Here is a 2890-nt window from a genome sequence, read left to right as displayed (position 1 = left end):
CGACCGCGCCGCCGGACGCGACGCCCGAGGCGTCGTCCTCCGAGGCACCGCCGTCGTCGAAGGCGGCGAAGTCGATGTCGGCGTCGGCCGCCGCGGGGTCCTCGTCGCGGTTCATCGTCGTCGCGTGGAGCATGTGCTTCAGCGCGGTCTGTGAGAGCTGTGTGCCCCACATGGCGTGGCGCTCGCCCTTCCAGCGCTCCTGATAGAGGTCGTCGAGGGACGCGCGAATGGTCTCCTCGTCGTACTCGGGCGCGAGTTCGTTCGCCATCCGGTGACAGCAGATCGCGCCCTGACAGTTGCCCATCGAGGCGCGCGTCTGGATGCGCACGGAGTTGAGCTCCGTGCCCGCGGTGTCGAGAGAGTCCTGAATCTCGGCGCGGGTGACGGCCTCGCACTCGCAGACGACCGGGTTGGGGTCGACGCTGTTGAGCACCTCGTCGGTGCGCGAGCCGAGCCGCTGGGCCGACCGGCGGCCGATGGGCGACCGCAGGCCGAAGTCGTCCATGTAGTCGCGGAGGACGGTGAAGTCCTCGCTCCCCGGGAGCGGCACGTCGGCGGTGCGGCACTCGGCTTCCACGTCGAGCTTCTCGCAGACGTGGTCGGAAATCTGCTCGGCCATCATCCGGTAGGTGGTGAGCTTGCCGCCGACGATGCTCGTCATGCCGGGGAGGTCGTCGCGGTCGTCGTGGTCGAGCAGGAAGAACTCGCGGGTGATGTCCGTCGGGTCCTCCGTGCCGGTTCCCGGCGGCTCGTACAGCGGGCGGACGCCCCAGAAGGAGCGAATCGTCCGCGCCTCGGCCAGCATGGGAACGAGCTCCGACAGCGTCTCTATCATCAGGTCGACTTCCCAGCCCTCTTCGGGGTAGTCCTCCGGGTCCTCAACCTCCTCGTCGGTCGTCCCGAGGATACACGTCGTCTCGTGCGGGACGATGATGTCGGCGTCGCCCTTCGGCCGACAGCGGTTGACGACCGTGTCGACCTGCCGGGTGTTCATGATGGTCATGACGCCCTTCGACGGGCGGACTTCCACGTCGACGCCGGCGAGGTCGCCGATTTGGCCGGCCCACGCGCCCGTCGCGTTGACGACGTAGTCGGCGCGGATTTCCTCGACTTCCCCGGGTTCACCGTGGACGTACGGGCCGGTTCCGGTCTGGTGAGTGACTTCGACGCCGACGACCTCGCCGCTTTCGACGAGTACGTCGGTGACCTCTGAGTGCGTCTCGATGCGCGCGCCGTGTTCGACGGCGCTCGCGGCGTTCGCCACGCAGAGGCGGAACGGGTCGACCGCGCCGTCCGGAACCTTGATGGCGCGCTTGATGTCCTTCGCGAGGTACGGCTCTATCTCGCGCGCTTCCTCGGCGGACAGCACTTCGGCGGGGATGCCGCACTCGCGACAGCCCTCCAGCTTCTTCTCGAAGTACTCGTCGGAGTCCTCGGGGCGCTGGACGAACAGCCCGCCCGTCATCTCGACGCAGTGGCCCGCGATTCGCCGCAGGACCCGGTTTTCCTCGATACACTCCTTGGCGGACGGCTGGTCCGACACCGCGTACCGGCCCCCGCTGTGGAGGAGTCCGTGCATCCGCCCCGTCGTCCCGTGTGTGAGGTTCCCCTTCTCGACGAGGGTCACGTCCAGCCCGCGCATCGCGAGGTCGCGCGCGATGCCCGTGCCGGTCGACCCCCCGCCAATGACGAGGACGCTCGGCGATTTTTTCATCTGTCTTTCGTGAGGTAGGACCGACGGCACTTTATTTTACCTTCACTCGTCTCACGCCCCGTTCGTCTCACGGAACGAACCACTTCGGCGACCCGATTGCCATCGTACTGCCCGTAGAATACCGTAGCTCGGCGTTTCTACACCTATTCGAAACGACGACAATAATTCAAAATTATTGTTCTTATTAGTTACGTCCGGTATGGAAACCTCGCCGACAACGAACCTCTCAACTGGCTTTGAAGCGCTCCGAACGGCCGATTTCCATGTTTCGTGTTCTCACTTGACAGGAGAGATGTCGGTAGTGGTCGATTTTTACGCGTGCGCTGGATACCGTCAGCACGGAACGTTCCACGCTATGCGCCTCGAAGACAGAATCACCAGACGACGCCGCCGCGGCGGGACGGGACGGCGGCTCGTCCGGGACCTGAACGCGCTCGACCCGACAGCCCACCCCGACGAGCCGACCGGCCGCGGGCCGACGCTCGAACGCATCCTCGACCACCTCGACCCGGTGTTCGACGGCGATCTGCCGCTCGACGCCCACGTCCACGGGCCGAAAGGAGCCGGGAAGTCGGCGGTCGTCGAGACGCTCTTCGAGCACCTCTCCAGCGCGCTCCCCTCCCAGCGGTCGGTCATCCACACCGCCACGCGCACCGCCGCCACGCCGACGACCTCTTTCGCCTACGTCGACTCCCGCGACGCCTCGACCGAGTTCGCGCTCCTCCACGCGGCGCTCGACGCGCTCTGCGAGGAACCGGTGCCGTCGCAGGGCGTCGGGGTCGAGGCACTCCGCGAGCGGCTCACAGACCGGGTCGCCCACGACGAACACGCGGTCGTCGCCGTCGACCACGTCGACGAACCGGAGACCTACCCCGCGGCGACGGCGGTCGAGACGCTCTCGTCGGTGTCGCCGCACGTCTCGGTGCTCACCGTCGGCCGCGACCCTCGAAGCGACGCGAGCGAGCGCGACGACGGGGACGGAACGACTGACGCCATCGACGCCACCGACGCGGCGTCCATCGCGGTGCCGGCCTACGAGCGCCACAGCCTCGTAGATATCCTCGTCGCGCGCGCCTCGGACGCCGTCACCCGAAACGCGCTCTCGCACGAGGCGACGCGCGAGGTGGCCGAGTGGGCGACGGCGACGCCCACGACGCGCTCTCGGCGCTCGGCGGC

At 67.6% G+C, this 2890-nt stretch carries 1 protein-coding gene and 1 pseudogene; one reads left to right on the top strand and one right to left on the bottom strand.

The genetic code is table 11. The features are described from left to right. Positions 1 to 1714: anaerobic glycerol-3-phosphate dehydrogenase subunit GlpA (gene glpA, locus NKF06_RS20295; RefSeq protein WP_253246430.1), on the bottom strand; the 1714-nt coding region annotated here is incomplete at its 3' end. 355 nt (positions 1715 to 2069) lie between these two features. Here glpA and NKF06_RS20290 point away from each other — a divergent pair. Beyond that, a pseudogene (locus NKF06_RS20290) lies at positions 2070 to 2890 on the top strand (ATP-binding protein); the annotation flags it as partial.

This window comes from Haloferax sp. AB510, assembly GCF_024136985.1.
Lineage (GTDB): Archaea > Halobacteriota > Halobacteria > Halobacteriales > Haloferacaceae > Haloferax.
This window is presented reverse-complemented; position numbering and strand designations above follow the sequence as displayed.